Origin of the sequence: Mycobacterium sp. GA-1199 (assembly GCF_001500045.1) — a bacterium.
GTDB lineage: Bacteria > Actinomycetota > Actinomycetes > Mycobacteriales > Mycobacteriaceae > Mycobacterium.
Map to the genome: position 1 here is coordinate 87557 of NZ_LQIX01000007.1, position 17131 is coordinate 104687.

General features: G+C 66.8%; 19 protein-coding genes. 13 read left to right on the top strand and 6 right to left on the bottom strand.

The annotated features are described in order from the left end of the window. Positions 1 to 4 precede the first annotated feature (4 nt). Positions 5 to 625 (top strand): TetR/AcrR family transcriptional regulator, encoded by a 621-nt coding sequence (locus AU198_RS06735; protein ID WP_064346952.1) that lies wholly within the window; start codon positions 5 to 7, stop codon positions 623 to 625. A gap of 5 nt (positions 626 to 630) precedes the next feature. Here the strand turns inward: AU198_RS06735 and AU198_RS06740 are convergent, their stop codons facing one another. Beyond that, on the bottom strand, positions 631 to 1206 hold the full coding sequence (locus AU198_RS06740) for a VOC family protein (protein ID WP_064346883.1): 576 nt from the start codon (positions 1204 to 1206) through the stop codon (positions 631 to 633). 195 nt (positions 1207 to 1401) lie between these two features. Here AU198_RS06740 and AU198_RS06745 point away from each other — a divergent pair, with 195 nt between their 5' ends. The 5 genes from AU198_RS06745 (at position 1402) to AU198_RS06765 (ending at position 6516) form a co-directional block, all read left to right on the top strand. Then, positions 1402 to 2544 (top strand): alpha/beta fold hydrolase domain-containing protein, encoded by a 1143-nt coding sequence (locus tag AU198_RS06745; protein ID WP_064346885.1) that lies wholly within the window; start codon positions 1402 to 1404, stop codon positions 2542 to 2544. Further along, complete coding sequence (locus AU198_RS06750) at positions 2520 to 3557, top strand: 2-hydroxyacid dehydrogenase (RefSeq protein ID WP_082690896.1); 1038 nt, start codon at positions 2520 to 2522, stop codon at positions 3555 to 3557. Before AU198_RS06745 ends, AU198_RS06750 begins: the two co-directional genes overlap by 25 nt. 9 nt (positions 3558 to 3566) lie before the next feature. Then, positions 3567 to 5798 carry an acyl-CoA dehydrogenase family protein gene (locus AU198_RS06755; RefSeq protein ID WP_064346886.1) on the top strand — a complete coding sequence of 744 codons (2232 nt, stop codon included), beginning with the start codon at positions 3567 to 3569 and terminating at the stop codon, positions 5796 to 5798. Between the two features lie 91 nt (positions 5799 to 5889). Then, positions 5890 to 6165, top strand: coding sequence for a hypothetical protein (locus AU198_RS06760; RefSeq protein WP_197416040.1), 276 nt, complete (start codon positions 5890 to 5892; stop codon positions 6163 to 6165). 39 nt (positions 6166 to 6204) lie between these two features. Then, entirely contained in the window at positions 6205 to 6516 is a 312-nt protein-coding gene (locus AU198_RS06765; protein WP_064346888.1) for a hypothetical protein, read from the top strand. 50 nt (positions 6517 to 6566) lie between these two features. Here AU198_RS06765 and fadD2 read toward each other — a convergent pair whose 3' ends face one another. Beyond that, on the bottom strand, positions 6567 to 8411 hold the full coding sequence (fadD2, locus tag AU198_RS06770) for a long-chain-fatty-acid--CoA ligase FadD2 (RefSeq protein WP_082690897.1): 1845 nt from the start codon (positions 8409 to 8411) through the stop codon (positions 6567 to 6569). A gap of 55 nt (positions 8412 to 8466) precedes the next feature. Here fadD2 and AU198_RS06775 point away from each other — a divergent pair, with 55 nt between their 5' ends. From AU198_RS06775 to AU198_RS06785, 3 genes are all read left to right on the top strand, one after another. After that, complete coding sequence (locus AU198_RS06775; RefSeq protein WP_064346889.1) at positions 8467 to 9711, top strand: DNA polymerase domain-containing protein; 1245 nt, start codon at positions 8467 to 8469, stop codon at positions 9709 to 9711. A 118-nt stretch (positions 9712 to 9829) separates the two neighbouring features. Further along, entirely contained in the window at positions 9830 to 10240 is a 411-nt protein-coding gene (locus tag AU198_RS06780; protein WP_064346891.1) for an STAS domain-containing protein, read from the top strand. Between the two features lie 132 nt (positions 10241 to 10372). After that, complete coding sequence (locus tag AU198_RS06785; RefSeq protein WP_064346893.1) at positions 10373 to 10744, top strand: NYN domain-containing protein; 372 nt, start codon at positions 10373 to 10375, stop codon at positions 10742 to 10744. On the opposite strand, the gene AU198_RS06790 is transcribed toward AU198_RS06785, so the two are convergent. Further along, positions 10728 to 11363: a TIGR03086 family metal-binding protein gene (locus AU198_RS06790; RefSeq protein WP_064346895.1), complete on the bottom strand. Its 636-nt coding sequence runs from the start codon at positions 11361 to 11363 to the stop codon at positions 10728 to 10730. The two genes, AU198_RS06785 and AU198_RS06790, sit on opposite strands and share 17 nt — an antisense overlap. Positions 11364 to 11414: 51 nt before the next feature. On the opposite strand from AU198_RS06790, the gene AU198_RS06795 reads away from it, so the two are divergent. Further along, positions 11415 to 11849: a MarR family winged helix-turn-helix transcriptional regulator gene (locus tag AU198_RS06795; RefSeq protein ID WP_064346896.1), complete on the top strand. Its 435-nt coding sequence runs from the start codon at positions 11415 to 11417 to the stop codon at positions 11847 to 11849. A 10-nt stretch (positions 11850 to 11859) separates the two neighbouring features. Further along, complete coding sequence (locus AU198_RS06800) at positions 11860 to 13257, top strand: NCS2 family permease (RefSeq protein ID WP_064346898.1); 1398 nt, start codon at positions 11860 to 11862, stop codon at positions 13255 to 13257. Here AU198_RS06800 and AU198_RS06805 read toward each other — a convergent pair. The 3 genes from AU198_RS06805 to AU198_RS06815 form a co-directional block, all read right to left on the bottom strand. Further along, entirely contained in the window at positions 13254 to 13916 is a 663-nt protein-coding gene (locus AU198_RS06805) for a hypothetical protein (RefSeq protein ID WP_064346900.1), read from the bottom strand. The two genes, AU198_RS06800 and AU198_RS06805, sit on opposite strands and share 4 nt — an antisense overlap. Positions 13917 to 13939: 23 nt before the next feature. Continuing rightward, positions 13940 to 14488, bottom strand: a complete 549-nt coding sequence (locus tag AU198_RS06810) for a CsbD family protein (protein ID WP_064346901.1) — start codon at positions 14486 to 14488, stop codon at positions 13940 to 13942. Positions 14489 to 14566: 78 nt separating this feature from the next. Further along, positions 14567 to 15046: a DUF4383 domain-containing protein gene (locus AU198_RS06815; protein WP_064346904.1), complete on the bottom strand. Its 480-nt coding sequence runs from the start codon at positions 15044 to 15046 to the stop codon at positions 14567 to 14569. Positions 15047 to 15091: 45 nt separating this feature from the next. Here AU198_RS06815 and AU198_RS06820 point away from each other — a divergent pair, with 45 nt between their 5' ends. Further along, the gene (locus AU198_RS06820) at positions 15092 to 16138 is read left to right on the top strand and encodes a CobW family GTP-binding protein (protein ID WP_064346906.1); all 1047 of its coding nucleotides are present in this window, start codon (positions 15092 to 15094) and stop codon (positions 16136 to 16138) included. Between the two features lie 27 nt (positions 16139 to 16165). Further along, a complete protein-coding gene (locus tag AU198_RS06825; protein WP_064346957.1) occupies positions 16166 to 17125 on the top strand; it encodes a DNA polymerase domain-containing protein in 960 nt (319 codons plus the stop codon). The last annotated feature ends 6 nt before the right edge of the window (positions 17126 to 17131 follow it).

Here is a 17131-nt window from a genome sequence, read left to right on the forward strand (position 1 = left end):
GGTCATGGCACAGGTCCGCCCCTACCGCGGCGTCGACGCGGCCCAACGCCTTGCGCAGCGCCGGCTGCGGCTGCTCGACGCCGGGCTCGAGTTGCTCGGCGCGGGTGCCGAGGATCTCGCGGACTTGACGGTGCGGGCCATCTGCACCAAGGCCGGCCTCGGTGTCCGCTACTTCTACGAGACGTTCCACGACAAGGACGACTTCGCCGCGCAGGTCTACGACTGGGTGATCGCCGATATCGCGGCGACGACCCAGGCGGCGGTCGCCGCCGCGCCGCCCCGCGAGCAGCCCCGTGCGGCGATGGCGAACATCGTCCACACCATCGCCGCAGATCCTCGCGTGGGCCGCTTGGTGTTCAGCGTTGAGTTGTCGAACACGGTGATCATGCGCAAACGCGTCGAGTCCACGGCCCTGTTCGCCCAGCTGCTGCTGCAGCACGCGGGTGCGAACGTCCCCTACGACAACGAACTCGACGAAGCAGCGGCGCATTTCGCGGTCGGAGGGGTGGGCCAGACGATCAGCACATGGCTGGCGGGCCGCCTGGACCTGGCCGCCGACCAACTCATCGACCGGCTCGCGGCGAACATCAACGCGCTCTCGGGTGTGCCGACGAGCGACCCCTGACAGGCTCAGGCGGTCACCCTCGGGCGCCGGTCCGCGGCGGTCCTCGGCGTGGCCCTCGCATCGCTCTCGCTGAATTCCTTCGTCCAGCAGGCGAATTCGAGCGTAATGCCGTCCGGGTCCAGGAAGTAGAACGACCTGACATAGACACCGGGGTGCACCGTCGGTGAAACCTGGGCCTCGCTGTCGTCGTGATTGAGCACCGGACCGACCCGCACCCCCTTGGCCTTGAGTCGCTGCCGGTATTCGTCGAACTTCTCGGCGGGCACGTGAAATGCCAGATGGTTCATCGTGCTGACGGCGCTGACGATGTCCCCGATTCCCGGAATGGCCTCGGGCGAGGAGATGCCCGCAACCCGGTCCGGCGCGTCGGCGAACCAGAAGAACGCGACGCAGTCGCCGTTGCCGGCATCGAAGAAGAAGTGCTGCCCCATGCCTCCGGGCAGATCGAGTGACTTGATCAACGGCATACCCAGGACGTTGCTGTAGAAGTCGACGGTTTTCGCCATATCCGAGCACACCAGCGCGACGTGGTTGATGCCGCCGAGTTCGAACTCGGTGTTGGGATTGTCGGGCCTGATCACTGGGCGCCTCCTAGCGCGAATCTCTGGCCAGAAACGCAAATCGAATTTAGCATCAGGGGCAATCACGAGCAATGACGAACGGACCGGCACCGCTATGACGATCGTCCCGCACGCCGCGCTGCCGGTCAAACCGATCATCAAGATCGCTGAACAGCCTGCAGCCCTTCGACTTTGGATGGGCGGGGGACGGTTCGAATGACGAGAACACCGTCGGGCAGCGTCACGCCGGGCGTCACCCGGGAGTTCGTCGGCCTCGACTCCCCCACGGCCCGGCGCGCGGGTGCGGGCGGACATCCGTGCCAGGGTCTCTATCACCGCGGCGTTGGCCGCAAACCGAAGGTCGCGATGATCGCCACGCACTACCAGATCGATTTCTCCGAGCACTATCTCGCCGATTACATGGCCACCCGCGGTATCGGCTTCCTGGGCTGGAACACCCGCTATCGCGGGTTCGAGAGCAGCTTCCTGCTCGACCATGCGCTCGTGGACATCGGCGTTGGGGTGCGGTGGCTCCGTGAGGTTCAGGGTGTGGAAACCATTGTGTTGCTGGGAAACTCCGGGGGCGGTTCGCTGATGGCGGCGTACCAGGCACAGGCCGTCGAGCCTCATGTGACACCGCTTCCAGGTATGCGTCCCGCGGCTGGCCTGACCGACCTGCCGGCCGCTGACGGGTACGTCGCGACGGCGGCGCATCCCGGCCGTCCCGACGTGCTCACCGCCTGGATGGACGGGGCCGTCGTCGACGAAACCGACGCGGTCGCAAGCGATCCCCAACTTGATATCTTCGATGAACGCAACGGACCCCCCTTCGATGCGGACTTCGTCGAACGGTATCGCGGTGCCCAGATCGCCCGAAACCACGCGATCACGGACTGGGCCGAGGCCGAACTGGAGCATGTGCGCGCGGCGGGGTTCTCCGATCGCCCGTTCACGGTGCTGAGGACATGGGCGGACCCGCGCATGGTCGACCCCGCCCTGGAGCCGACCAAGCGACCGGCGAACCTGTGCTATGCCGGAGTGCCGGTGCAGGCCAACAGATCCGCGCGTGGTATCGCCGCGGCCTGCACATTGCGTAACTGGCTAGGCATGTGGAGCCTGCGATACGCCCAGACCCGCGCCGAACCGCACCTCAACCGGATCACGTGCCCTGCACTGGTGATCAACGCCGATCAGGACACCGGGGTGTTCCCGTCGGATGCCCAGCGCATCTTCGACGCGCTTGCCAGCACGGACAAGGCACAGACCTCGATCGACACCGACCACTACTTCACCACTCCCGGGGCACGCAGCGAACAAGCCGATACCATCGCCAAGTGGATCGCGAAGCGGTGGCGTTAGACGCCGACTCGTCGCGCGGGCGCTCACCGCTGAGGGTCCTCGCTCACTTCACGCCCGGTTCGAAGGCCATCGATTACGTTGCACCGCAGTCCGATTGGCTCGACATCCGCTATTGCGCGGAGGACGACGACACCACCTTCTACCGTGAGCTCCCCGAGGCCGACGTGATCTGGCATGTGCTCCGGCCGATTTCCGGAGACGACCTCGCCAAAGCGCGGCGTTGCCTGCTGGTGCACAAGATGGGCGCCGGGGTCAACACCATCGACGTGGGCACCGCGACCGCCCTGGGCATTGCGGTCGCCAACATGCCGGGGGCCAACGCCCCGTCGGTCGCCGAGGGCGCCGTGTTGCTGATGCTGGCCGTCCTGCGCAGGCTGACCGAACTCGACCAAGCCACCCGCGGGGGGCGGGGCTGGCCGTCCGACCCGAGCCTGGGCGAGACCGTGCGCGACATCGGCGGCTGCACGGTCGGTTTGGTCGGCTACGGCAACGTCGCGACGAGGGTCGAGCGCATCGTGCGGGCGATGGATGCCGAGGTCCTGCACACCAGTACGCGCGACGACGGCCATCCCGGCTGGCGTGCGCTGCCCGACCTGCTGGCCACCAGCGACATCGTCTCGCTGCATCTGCCGCTGACCGATTCGACAGCGGGCATGATCGACCGCGCTGCGCTGAACCGGATGAGGCCCGGCGCCGTTCTGGTCAACACCAGCCGCGGACCCATCGTCAACGAGCCCGCGCTCGTCGAAGCGCTGCGGTCTCACAAGTTGGCCGGCGCGGGCCTCGATGTCTTCGCCACCGAGCCCGTGCCGGTCGACAACCCGCTGCTGTCGCTCGACAACGTCGTGCTCACCCCGCACGTCACCTGGTACACAGCCGACACGATGCGCAGATATCTGGAGCACGGTCTGGACAACTGCCGCCGACTCCGGGACGGCCGTGAACTGGCCAACGTCGTCAACGGTATCGTGGCTCCCAACCGACCGGTTAATAGGGATGGTCCGTCACAGTGAGGTGCGAGTATGCCCATCGCAATCAATCCTGAGCACAACGATCTGGCCGATTCGGTGCGGTCCTTCGTCGCTCGGGTGGCCCCCTCCGAGGTGCTGCACGAAGCCCTGGAGACGCCGATCTCGAATCCTCCGCCCTACTGGAGGGGCGCGGCCGATCAGGGCCTGCAAGGTGTGCACCTGTCCGAAGATGTTGGTGGACAAGGCTTCGGGATACTCGAGCTGGCCATCGTCGCGGCGGAGTTCGGTTACGGCGCGGTGCCGGGCCCGTTCGTTCCGTCGGCCATCGCCAGCGCGCTGATCGCCGCACACGACCCCAACGCCCCACAGCTAGGGGACCTGGCCTCCGGCGCGACGATCGCGACCTACGCCATCGACTCGAGCCTGACCGCCACCCGGCACGGCGAAGGCGACGCGGCCGGACTGGTCATCCGCGGCGAGGTGCGTGCCGTGCCCGCCGCCGCACAGGCGTCTCTGCTGGTGCTGCCGGTCGCCATCGAAAGCGGCGAGGAGTGGGTGATCCTCGATGCCGACCAGCTGGAGATCGAACCCGTCACCAGCCTCGATCCGCTGCGCCCGTTGGCGCACGTGCGCGCGAACGCCATCGAAGTGGGTGACGACCGTGTGTTGAGCAATCTGAGTCGGCCATTGGCACGCGCACTGATCTCGACGCTGCTGTCCGCCGAGTGCATCGGCGTGGCGCGGTGGGCCACCGACACCGCCGCGGCGTACGCCAAGATCCGCGAACAGTTCGGCAGGCCCATCGGCCAGTTCCAGGCTATCAAGCACAAATGCGCTTCGATGATCGCCGACACCGAGCGGGCCACCGCCGCCGTCTGGGATGCGGCCCGCGCCATCGACGAGTTCACCGCGCACGTGAGAAGCGGGCAAGACCCCGAAACCGGCTCCGCGGAAGCCGCATTCGAGTTCGCGGCGGCCGTGGCCGCCACGTTGGCACCCGAGGCCGCCCAACACTGCGCTCAGGACTGCATCCAGGTGCACGGCGGCATCGGGTTCACCTGGGAGCACGACACGAACGTGTACTACCGGCGCGCGCTGGTGCTGGCGGCCGGTTTCGGCAGGCACGCCGACTACCCGCAGCAGGTCGTCGACGTCGCGACCAGCACGGGGATGCGCAAGCTCAACATCGACCTCGATCCCGATACCGAGAAGCTGCGTGACGAGATCCGCGCGGAAGTGGCTGCGTTGAAAGCCATTCCACGTGAGGAGCGCAATGTCGCGATCGCCGAGGGTGGCTGGGTACAACCGCATCTGCCGAAGCCGTGGGGACGTGCGGCCGGCCCCGTCGAGCAGATCATCATCGCCCAGGAATTCGACACCGGCCGGGTCAAGCGTCCGCAGATGGGCATCGCGGCGTGGATCATCCCCTCGATCGTCGCGTTCGGCACGGACGAACAGCAACAGCGTTTCCTGCCGCCCACGTTCCGCGGCGAAATGATCTGGTGCCAACTGTTTTCCGAACCCGGTGCCGGTTCGGACCTGGCGAGCCTGACGACCAAGGCGACCAAGGTCGACGGCGGTTGGCGAATCACCGGCCAGAAGATCTGGACCACCGGTGCGCAGTACTCGCAATGGGGCGCCCTGTTGGCGCGCACCGACCCATCGGCGCCGAAACACAACGGGATCACGTACTTCCTGCTCGACATGGCCAGCGAGGGCGTGGAGGTCAAGCCGCTGCGTGAGCTGACCGGCAACGCGATGTTCAACACCGTGTTCATCGACGACGTGTTCGTGCCCGACGAGATGGTGCTCGGCGAGGTCAACCGGGGCTGGGAGGTCAGCCGGAACACGCTAACCAACGAACGGGTTTCGATCGGCAGCAGCGAGCCGCCGTTCCTGGCCAGTTTGGTCGACTTCATCACGTTCCTCCAGGACGGGCAGTTCGACCAGATCGAGCAGAACCACGCCGGCAGGCTCATTGCCGAAGGGCACGCCGCCAAGGTGCTCAATATGCGCTCCACGCTGCTCACGCTCGCCGGTGGCGATCCGATGCCGGCCGCGGCGATCTCCAAACTGCTGTCGATGAAGACCGGCCAGGGCTACGCGGAGTTCGCGGTGTCCTCGTTCGGCACAGACGGCGCGATCGGGGATCCGAAGCAGGAGCCCGGCCGGTGGGCGGAGTACCTGCTCGGCAGCAGGGCCACCACGATCTACGGCGGCACCACCGAGGTGCAGCTCAACATCATCGCCGAACGCCTGTTGGGACTGCCGCGCGATCCGTAAAGGCGCTCGCCGAAACGGCGTAGCCTGAACTCTGCGGTTGCGTTCGAGCGGTTGGCGGTGATCATGAGCGGCCAGCAATGAGTGGCCAGCAATGAGTGGCCTCAGCGTCCGGATCGCCCGCGTCGTTGTCGGCACCTCGGCGATGTTGGGGCTGTTGCTGACGCCTGCGGTCTTCACCGGTGATCCGGTGCCACGAGACCAGTCGGCGCCGTGCTATCCCGGCATCATCCCCGGGAACCCGTGGGCAACCTCGTGCAACTTCGGTAAACGTCCGCCGAAGATCCGCGGCGGTCCGCCCGACCAGACCGCGGTGATCGCGTGCCGTGACATCCCCGGATGCCTGTCGTGGTACATCAACGGACCCTGATGGGCGTTTAGCGATCGCACCGAAGGCAACAATTCAGTCATGACCAACGATGTCGAGAAGCGCTGGGACCGGCCCAAAGCGTTCCGGGCCGCCGCCACCTACACCGCGGTGGTGGTCGCAGTGGCCGCCGTAGCCTTCGTCATCTACGCCCTCGTGTCGAAGACTTCCGTCGTCGCCGCCTCGACCGTGCCCACAATTTTGTTCCTCGGCGGGTTGGGCGCGTTCATCAGGACCTACCGCGAGTGGAAGGCCGAGGGCGCCTGGGTGCAGTGGCAGGGCGCGGGATGGTTCTTGCTCCTGCTGATGCTGGTGTGCCTGTCGATTCCCGGTGCGGCCGCGATGGCCGACTGAGACACGATCGAATCCACGTACCTGGCGTCGGCGCGGATGCAGCGGCGTGACTACTCCGACCTGTTGGCGTCCGCTTTCTCGTCTGCCTTCTCGTCGGACTTCTTCTCAGCACCATCGGCCTTCGCCTTCTGTGCGCCGCTGCCAGCCTTCTTGTCGCCGCCGCCGTCGGCCTTTGCTTTCTCGCCGCCGCCGTCGGCCTGTGCTTTCTCGCCGCCTCCGTCGACGTCCATCTCCCGGAGCTCACGCTTGAGGATCTTTCCGGTTGGATTGCGCGGCAACTCGTCGAGGAAGACCACCTCGCGCGGCACCTTGTAGCGCGCCAGGTGCTCGCGCACGTAATGCTTGATGTCGTCCTCACTGATCGAGGCGCCGTCGGTCTTGACGACGAAGGCCCGCAACCGGTGGCCCCACTCCTTGTCCTCCACGCCCACCGCGGTGGCCTCGACGACCTCCGGGTGTCCGCTGATCAGGTCTTCCACCTCGGCCGGGAACACGTTCTCACCGCCGGACACGATCATCTCGTCGTCGCGGCCGCTGACGTAGAGCAGGCCGTTCTCGTCGAAATAGCCGACGTCGCCCGACGACATCAGCCCGTCGATGATCTGTTTGTGGCCGCCGCCGGTGTAACCCTCGAACGGGAAGAAGTTGCCGACGAAGATGCGCCCGACCTCGCCCTGCGGCAGTTCGTTGCCGTCGTCGTCGAGGATCTTGACCTTCACGCCCTTCACCACCGGCCCGACGGTGGCCGGGTTCTTCTCCAGGTCCTGGGGCCGCGCGATAGTGGCGAACGCGATCTCGGTCGACCCGTACAAGTTGTAGATGACGGGTCCGAGCATCTTGAGCCCGCGTTGCGCCATCTCCGCGCCCAACTGTGACCCCGATACGAACACGATCCGCAACGAGGACAGATCGGGCTTGCGCTCCATACCGTCGAGCGCATCGAGCATGCGCGACAACATCACCGGCACGACCACGACCGCGGTCACCTTGTGCTTCTCGATGTCCTCGAGCACCTTCTCGGCCTTGAACCGTCTGCGTAGCAGCAGCGTCGTGCCCAACATCATCGAGATCGTCGCGTGCAGGAAGCCCAACGCGTGGAACATCGGCGCCGGAAGCGCGGTGATCTCGCCGCCCCTGAACGGCACATGCGACAGCACGCCGCCGATAGGAGCGAGGGTGGGCGGTGTACTTCTGTTGGCGCCCTTGGGAGTTCCCGTCGTCCCACTGGTCAAGATGATCACCGACGAATGCTTGGTCGCCTTGGGCGCGGCCTTCCCCGAGTGGCGGGAGACGAAGTCCTCGAGCGTCTCGTCGGTGCTGTTCGACGGTTCATCCTTGTCGGGGTTCACGCCGAGCGCGCGCAGCTTGCCCAGCGGCGGATCCGCCTTGGACACGACCTCGCAGTACTCGTCGTCGTAGATGATCAGCTTGGCGCCTTCACGTTCGGACACCTCCTTGACCTGAGGACCGGAGAACTCACTGTTGAGCAGGATGATCCGCGCGCCGGTGCGGGCGGCGCCGTACAGCGCAACGAGGAACCACCGGTGGTTGCGGGCCAGGATCGCGACCCCGTCACCGCCCTTGACGCCCTTCTCCAGCAGGCCGTTGGCCACCGAGTGCGCGGCGTCGTCGAGTTCTTTGAAGGTCATCTCGCCGAAGTCGTCGATGATCGCGGTGCGCTTCGGGGTGCGGCGCGCGTTCAGGGCCGGGATCATCCCGAACTCGCCCCAGCGACGGATGTCGGCGAGCATTCCGGCGACGTTCTGCGGTGGTTCGATCTTGAACGCGCCCGCTCCGAACATCTTGGCGGCGTAGTGCAGCTCGGCCGACCCTCGTTCGACGAGTTGTTGTGCCTTGGCGAACGCTTGCGACGGGAGCTCGGAGAGTCTTGCCATGACCCCACCATATGTGACCCACGTCGCAGTGCGGCCGGGAAACTAGCATGACGCTATGGCCGCGCCCCAGAACCTGGAGGTCGAGGGTCACCAGGTGCCCATCAGCAATCCGGATAAGGTCGTGTTCCCCGATACCGGCGTCACCAAGTCGGACCTGATGCACTACTACCTCAGCGTCGCCGAGGGCGCCCTGCGCGGTGTGCGCGACCGGCCGATGATCCTCAAACGGTTCGTCAAGGGCATCACCGAGGAGGCGGTGTTCCAGAAGCGCGCGCCGAAGAAGCGGCCGGACTTCGTCGACGTCGCCGAGCTGAAGTACGCATCCGGGACGTCGGCGGCCGAAGCGGTGCTGCGCGATGCGGCCGGCCTGGTGTGGGCGGTCAACCTCGGCTGCGTCGACCTCAATCCCCATCCGGTTCGGGCGGACGATCTGGCGCACCCCGACGAACTGCGCGTGGACCTCGACCCGATGCCGGGCGTCGAATGGCCGCAGATCATCGAGGTCGCGCTCGTCGCCCGCGATGTGCTCGAGGACCACGGGCTGACTGCATGGCCCAAGACGTCAGGGTCGCGGGGCTTCCACATCTACGCCCGCATCCAGCGGCGGTGGCCGTTCAAGCTCGTCCGGCTCGCCGCGCAGACGGTGGCCCGCGAAGTCGAACGCCGCGCGCCCGAGATCGCCACCGCGCGCTGGTGGAAGGAGGAGCGCGAGGGCGTCTTCGTCGATTTCAACCAGAACGCTTTCGACCGGACCGTCGCCTCGGCCTATTCGGTGCGCGCGACGCCGGACGCCAGGGTGTCGACGCCGCTGCTCTGGAGCGAGGTGCCCGGCTGCCGGCCGGATGCGTTCACGATCGCGACGGTGCCCCAACGATTCACCGAACTCGGTGACCCATGGGAGGGCATCGACGATTCGGCGGGATCGCTGGACGCGCTGCTGGACCTCGCCGACCGACAAGGCCCGGCGGAAAGGGCACCGCGCGGGGCCAAACGTTCGAGCGGAGGAACCGGCCGCCGGGTCTCCTCGAAGCCGCTCATCGAGATCGCCCGCACGAAGACCAAGGACGAGGCGATGGCGGCGTTGGAGGAGTGGCGACGACGGCACCCGTCGGTAGCCGAAAAGTTGGAACCTGCAGACATTCTGGTCGACGGTATGCGCGGACCCAGTTCGATCTGGTACCGCATCCGGATCAACCTGCAGCACGTGCCCGAAGACGAGCGGCCCGCACAGGAGGAGCTGCTCGCCGACTACAGCCCGTGGGAGAACTACTCCGGGCCCCAGGGGATGCAGCGCGACTAGAATTTGCTAGCGAACGCAAAATCTGCTTCTTACCAAAGTATTAGCCGCCGTTGGCGCTTGCCTTAATCTCGCCGCATAAGTTGGGCTTCATCGAAGCTGAACAATCGAGGAGGCGGTGATGTACGGGAATCCGACATTCGACTGCGCCGGGGCCCAGCTTCATGCGGTGTGCCGCCAGCTGGCAACGGTCGTGACGGTCGACGGCATCATCGATGGCCGCAACATTGAACGGCTCACCGCGTTCGTCCGCCGCTTCGTATTGGCTGAGAAGCCGTTCATCCTCGATCTGAGCGGAGTGAGTTCGTGTGCAGAGCAACTCATTTCGTTGATGTACGACGTCGATGAGTGCTGCTATCACACCGAGGTGGACTGGGCCGTCATCGCCAGTGACGAAGTACAGCGAGTGCTGCACACCTCCGGCGTGAGCGTCCCGGTCGCCGAATCTGTACCCGATGCGCTTCATCACTTCGCGGAGAGCATCGAGAAACGGCGTCGGTTACTGCCGCTGTTGACCCAGAAGACCGCATAGCGGAAGGCGACCAGGTGCTACTCGACATTCGTTGGCTCGGTTACCTGCTTGGCCGTCGGCATCCGGCGGCCAAGCAGACCGGCCACGCCCACTGAACCCTTCACCGTCGGCCGAGGCGGCCCTCGACACGCGATGCGGTGGATCGTCGACGGTATGAACGTGATCGGGTCGCGCCCCGACGGCTGGTGGCGTAACCGTCATCGCGCCATGGCGACCCTGGTCGAGCGGTTGGAATCCTGGCGGCCGGACGGTGATGACGTCACCGTGGTGTTCGAACGCCCGCCCAAGCCACCGATCGACTCGTCGGCCGTCACCGTCGCCTATGCCCCGCGTCCGGCGCCCAACTCGGCTGACGACGAGATCGTCCGCCTGGTCCGGGCAGACGACCAGCCGGGCGACATCAGCGTGGCCACGTCCGACCGCACCCTTGCCGATCGGGTACGCGAAGCCGGTGCGTCCGTCGTACCGGCGGAGAGGCTGCGCGACCTCATCGATCCGCGGTGACGCCTTCGGCCCGCCAGCCGGGGAATCGGCCCAGGTGGCGTAGCACCCGATCGAGGTCGCTCTCCCCCGCCTCCGGCGCCACAGCGCGGGCGAACGGAGAGTTGTCAGCGTCGCGGATCTCACCGTCGGGAACCGCCATCGCCAGTGGCAGGACGGCCGCGACAACCTCGTCGGGCAACCCGAACGGCACATCGATGCTGCGTGCGACGTCCCACCCGTGTGCGACGTAATCGACGAAATGAAAACCGATCGCCATCGCACCCGCAACGGCGGCGTCCTCGCCGAACTCCGGTAACGCGAACGTCGCATTCAGTACTCCCTCGACAGCGAACGCGGCCAACACCTCTGCAGCCGCCGCGGCATAGGTCCCCCCGGGATCGGCGCGGACGGCGTCTGCGACGGTTGCGGGCGCCCACACCGCATGATCGCCGCCGGCGCCTCGAGCCGCAGCAGCAAATCCCTTGTGCTGCACGGTCATGTGGGTCAGCAGCTCGAAGAGGTCCCACCCCCGACACGGCGTCGGACGAGCGAGGTCGTCGGCCGTCACTTGCCAGACGACATCGACGGTTGCGTTGATCGCTGTTCGGTGGAACGGCCGCGGATCACTATTCATATGCATTCGCCTACGATATATGCCTGCTTATCATTGGTCAACGCTTAATATTCCTCCATGCCGCCCAAGCCGCGACGACGGGACCTCGCGGCGATGCTCGCACCGCTACTGCGCGGGCTGATAGCCCTGGAGACCCCCGTGCTCGCCGAGCACGGCGTCTCGATGTGGGGTTACAGCGTGCTGTCGGCGCTTGACGAGTCCCCGGTGCGCACCCAAGCCGCGCTCGCCGAGGCCATCGGCGCCGACAAAACCCGAATCATCCCCACGCTCGACGAGCTCCAGGAGCGAGGCTATATCGAGCGGAGCCCCGATCCGGCCGACCGGCGTGTGCGGCTGCTGGCGATCACCGAAGCCGGCCGCGCTCTGAAAGATTCGGTACAGGCCGACATCCAACGCGGCGAGGAGCGGTGGCTTTCGGTGCTGTCACCCGCCGATCGGCGAGCGTTCCTGCGGGCCCTGCACGAGATGACGGGTGTCGAGGACACCCCATAGGGTCTGAGGGGTGAACCGCCTCGACCGCTTCTTCGAGATCTCGGCGCGCGGAACGACGGTCGGCGCGGAGGCCCGCGGCGGCCTGGTCACCTTCATCGCGATGGCCTACATCATCGTGCTGAACCCGATCATTCTGTCCAGTTCCGAGGACGTCACCGGTCAGAGGCTGCAGTTCGCCGAGGTCTCGGCCGTCACGGCGCTGGCCGCGGGCGTGATGACGATCCTGTTCGGCCTCATCGCGCGGATGCCGTTCGCGTTCGCCGCGGGCCTCGGCATCAACTCGTTCGTCGCGACGACGCTCGTCGGCTCCCTCACCTGGGCAGAAGCCATGGGACTGGTGGTGATCAACGGGCTCATCATCGTCGTGCTGGCGGCGACCGGGTTGCGGCGGTTGGTCTTCGATGCGGTGCCGATGCAGCTGAAGCTGGCCATCACGGCCGGTATCGGGCTGTTCATCCTGTTCATCGGTCTGGTCGACGCGGGGTTCATCGGTTCGACGGGGGTAGCGTCGCCGCCGGTCGGCCTCGGCGGCAACGGCAGCGGCTCCATCAGCACCGTGCCCACCGTCGTCTTCGCCTTCACGTTGCTGCTGACGGGAATCCTGGTGGCCCGAAAAGTGCGGGGCGGCATCCTGATTGGGCTCGTCACCGGTACCGTCGTAGCGGTCGTGATCGAGTCGATCTGGCACCTCGGGTCCGCCGCCCAAAAGCCCGGTGGGTGGAGCCTGTCGGGGTCACCGTTCGCGCTTCCCGATCTCTCGCTGGTCGGCGCCTTCAGCATGGACAGCTTCGGGCGCATCGGGGTGATCGCCGCGACCATGTTCGTGTTCACGCTCGTGTTCGCGAACTTCTTCGACGCGATGGGCACCTTCACGGGGCTTTCACGCGAGGCCGGACTCGCCGACGACAAGGGCACCTTCCCCCGCCTGCGGGCGGCCCTGATCGTCGAAGGCGCAGGTGCCGTGGTCGGTGGCGCATCGTCGGCCTCGTCGAACACGGTGTTCGTCGAATCGGGAGCGGGTATCGGCGAGGGCGCTCGCACTGGGCTCGCCAACCTCGTGACCGGCGTTCTGTTCCTCGCCGCCATGTTCATCTCGCCGCTGGCGTCGGTGGTGCCGACGGAAGTGGCCGCCGCCGCGCTGGTGATCGTCGGGGCGATGATGGTGTCGCACCTGCGCCACATCGACATCTCCGAGTTCTCGGTTGCGCTGCCCGTGGTGCTGACGGTGGCCACGATGCCGTTCTCGTACTCCATCGCCAACGGCATCGGCGTCGGCTTCATCGCGTGGGTGGTACTGCGGTCGGCAGCAGGAAAAGCCCGCGAAATCAGCCCACTGTTGTGGGTGGTCGCCGCGGGCTTCCTGCTGTACTTCGCGCGAGGCTGGATCGAGTCGCTGCTCGGGATCTAGTCGGCTTGCCGCTTCTCTTTCTCGGCGTCGGCGAGATCGTCGATCTTGTCCGCCTGCGCACGCGTCGTCGCCGCATCGACGCGCTTGTCCTGCGCGTCGGCCATCTTGACGCTGGCCACCTTCGCGGCCGCGCGCTCGGCCGCGTCGATCTGCTCTTCTTCGCGGCGTTTGGCGGTCTCGACGTTCTTCTTGCGCTGCTCGGCGATCTCGTCGGCTCTCTTCTTGTCCTCGACGATCCTCTGCTCGGCGTTCTCGACCGCCGCGCGCTTGCGCTGCTGGGCCTCGGTGCGCGCCTGGCGCGCTTCGGCCTCGGTCTCCTCGAACGCCTTCTGCTTGTCCTGCAGCGCCTTCTCGCGGGTCACCTTCAGCTCTCGGCCCGCCTGCTTGACGTTCTCATCGGCGGCCGCGTCGAGTTCGGCCGCGCGGCGCAACGCGTCGCTGCGCTCGACGAGGGTGGCGCCACGCTTCTGGAGTTCACGATCGCCCAGCGCGGTGCCCACGGCAGTGTCGAGCATCCCCAGAGAACGCTCGTAGAACAGCCGGGCCGGCGCTTCGTCGTCCATCCGGGCGACGAACCGGTCGTCGATCAACTGCAGCGGCACGCGGGCCACCTGGTACTGAAACTTCAGCACCGCCTTCGGAATAGCGGTGAGGCTCATGGTCAAGCTCCTTCTGTGCCTGCTCAGGCGTCGTCGTTGAGGTTTTCGGCCTGCCGCCGGATACGGGCGGCTTCGGCTTTCGCGCTTGCCGACTCCTCGACGGCTCCGCGGTGTTCTTCGAGTGCGTCGGCGAGTTGGGTATCGGCATCGTGCACCTCCGCCCGCTGCTCGGCTTTGGCCTCCCGTGCCTTGCGCTCGGCGTCGATCTCAGCCTGGGTGCGCTCCCGCTCGAGCTGCTGGTGGGCGGCCGCTTCGGCGGCGCGCTTCTGAGCAGCCTTCTGGTTCTCCACCGCACCCTTTTCGGCGGCCGCCTCGGCGTTCGCCGCGGTGCGCTCCTTGGCACCTTCGCGCTTGGCCTCCACCACATCGTTGCGGGCCTCCCGCGCCTCGGCATCCGCGACCGCCTCGATCGTGTTGGCCTCTTTCCGGCGCTCGGCCTCGGCCTGCTGAAGTTGGCCTTCGGCGGTCAGCGAGTCGTTCCCGGTGATCGCGCCAAACATCTCTTTGGCCTTGCCCTTCACCGAGTCCATCAGGCCTTCGCGTGCCTGGCCGGCCTTGTCGTGGTCCGTCATTCGGGCCTCCTCTCAAGCCTCAAGGTTCCACGTCCGCGGGGGTCCGAAACCCCCTGTGGGCGGACGCACAGCTAATGGCTAGCCGCGCCGAAGATCAGGTGCGTCTCCGGTGCGGCCCAGCAGCAGACCCAGGGCGAGCATGCCTACCGCGAGCCCCAGGTGCAGCCAGTTGTCGGCCGTATTGACCGGCATGAAATTGGCCGGCGAATCGTGGTCGATCACCAGGCCGTACAGCCCTAACGCCGCGTAGACCAGACCCCCGCCGATCAGATAACCGCGTGCCGCGGTGAACGTTCCCGACAATGCGATGCCGAGGACACCGAAAACCAGGTGGACGATGTTGTGCAGCACCGAAACGTTGAACACGCCGAGAAGCTGGGCGCCCGAGTGGTGACCGGCGAACGTCAGTGCGTCGTAGTTGGTGGTCACACCGGGGATGAAGCCCAGCACTCCGACAAGCAGGAACACCGCGCCGACGGCCACCGCCGCCCGTTGCACGGGGGCGCGCCCCGCCGTCGGCGCCGCTTTGGGTGAGCCCTGAGATCCTGGAACAGCCATCGCCCGGCGGGATAGCCGTTCGAGCCCGATCGAAACGCTGCGATCATGTGTCGCGTGAGCGCGACGACGATTCCGGCCATCGCCCTGACCGGCTACCTCGGCGCGGGTAAGACGACGCTGCTCAACCACGTGCTGCGCCAGCCGGGTGCGCGCGTCGGCGTCATCATCAACGACTTCGGGGAACTCAACGTCGATGCGGCGCTGGTCACCGGGCAGGTCGACGAACCGGCCTCGATCGCCGGGGGATGCATCTGCTGCCTTCCTGACGAAGGTGGCCTCGACGACGCGCTGGCCAAGCTCGCCGACCCGAGGCTGGGTCTGGACGCCATCATCATCGAGGCCAGCGGCCTTGCCGATCCGATAGCGGTGTCGCGGATCATCCGATTCAGCGGGGTGGAGCGGGTGCGACCCGGCGGCATCGTCGACGTCATCGACGCCGCCGCGCATTTCGACACCGTCGACGATCACGCCACCCCGCCGGCCCGGTACGGCGCGGCCACCCTGGTGGTGGTCAATAAACTCGACCAGATTCCCGAGGACGCCCGCGAAGAGACTCTTGGTCGAATCGAAAAGCGTGTGCGCGAACGGAATCCGGATGCGCACGTCGTCGGCGCCACAGCCGGACGTATCGATCCGGCTCTGCTGTACGACGTGTCCGCGTCCGCCGACGTCGGTGAGCAACTCTCACTGCGGGAACTGATCGTCGACACCGAAGACGCACAGCACCACCCGCACGTGCACGCCGATTCGGTCACCGTGACCAGCGATGGTTGCGTCGATCCAGCAGCGCTGATCGACCTGCTCGAAACGCCACCCCCGGGTGTGTACCGACTCAAAGGCACGGTCGCCGTCCGATACCGAGAGCGCTCGCGCCTCTATGTGGTCAATGTGGTCGGCACGGCTGTCCACATCGCGAACGCACCGTCGACGGCCCGAGTCGACGGGAAGGCCAACGCCATCGTGGCAATCGGGACACACCTCGACGTCGACGACGTCCGTGTCCGCATCGCCGCGGCGCTGGCGCCGCACGACGGCGCGGTGCCGGCCGCGGGGGTGCGACGACTCCAGCGCTACCGCAGACTCAGCATCTAAGTGCTGCCCCGCGCTTATGGTGAGCTGATGAGCGCCGACGAGCAGCGCGCCGGGGTGGAGTTGACGAACCTGGATCAGCCGTTGAGTCCGGACGCCGGTGCCACCAAGCGCGATCTGATCGACTACCTCGACGCGGTGCGCGACCGGATTCTGCCCGGCCTCACCGGGCGTCCCCTGACGGTGTTGCGCGTGCTGCGCGGGCGGGCGCCGTTCATGCAGAAGAACGTGCCGAAGTACACCCCGGAGTGGGTGAGGACCGTCTCGATGTGGGCCGAGTCCTCGAACCGCGAGGTGCGCTATGCACTGTGCAACGATCGGCGCACCTTGCTGTGGATGGCCAACCAGCGCGCCGTCGAGTATCACCCCACGCTGGGTCTGGCCGGCGACATCTACCGCCCAACTCATCTGGTGCTCGACCTCGACCCGCCGCCGGAGAGCGACTTCGCGGTCGTCGTCGCCGCGGCTCAGCTTGTGCAACAGGCACTTTCGGACTGCGACCTGGCCGGAGCGGTGAAGACGAGCGGCGCAAAGGGAGTTCATGTTTTCGTGCCGGTCGACGACAGCGCACCGGTCGACGACGTCGCGGCTGCCACCCGCGCGCTGGCCGCCCGAGCCGAGGCACTCGACCCGTCCTGCGCCACAACGGCTTTCATCGTCGAGGACCGCGAGGGCAAGGTCTTCATCGACTCCACCCGCGCCGGTGGTGCGACCGTCGTCGCCGCATACAGTCCCCGGCTGCGCCCCGGCACACCGGTGTCGTTCCCGGTCGCCTGGTCTGACCTTGAGCGCGTCACGCCGGCGGACTTCACCGTGCACAACGCGATCGACGCCCTGGGAGGAGGCGATCCATGGGCGCAGGCGATGCCGCCACCGCAGACGCTGCCGCCCGACCTCATCGAGCACGGCCGCACCATCCCCGTGGGGCGGGTGGCCGCGATGCACGAGGGAAAGCGCCGGGCGCGGGCGCGACGCGCAGAGCGCGGCTGACGCCGG